Source organism: Thermococcus sp. M36, from assembly GCF_012027355.1.
Taxonomy (GTDB): Archaea; Methanobacteriota_B; Thermococci; order Thermococcales; family Thermococcaceae; genus Thermococcus.
Genome location: NZ_SNUH01000395.1, coordinates 1 through 379 on the forward strand (window position 1 = coordinate 1; position 379 = coordinate 379).

Genomic DNA, 379 nt, shown 5'->3' on the forward strand with positions numbered 1-379 from the left:
CGTCTGTTGGTAATGGTTTATCATTAGTAAACCCGATTGCATTAGATAATGCAGAGTACAGAAAAAAGCAAACCTATGCAGGTAATATTACAGCGTCTATAACTTGGGAAATGGCAAAAAACCTTACTTTCAGAAGTACCGTTGGGTTAGATTATAATAGTTTAAATGATAGAATTTTTGAAGATTCTATTACACCTATTGCTGTTATACAAGGTGCATCAAAACCTATTGCAGAAAATGATACTACAACAAGAATATCATTAAATAATTCCAATGTTCTAACCTATACGTTAAGAAATTATAAAAAGTATCATGATATTGATATTTTAGTTGGGGAAGAAACATATAGAGTAAATACCAATGCTTCAACCAATGTGTT

Annotated in this window: 1 protein-coding gene; it reads left to right on the forward strand. The window is 30.6% G+C overall.

Annotated features, from left to right (window positions below; genetic code table 11):
* On the forward strand, nt 1-379 hold a 379-nt coding region (locus tag E3E36_RS12815; protein ID WP_206203771.1), incomplete at both ends, for a hypothetical protein.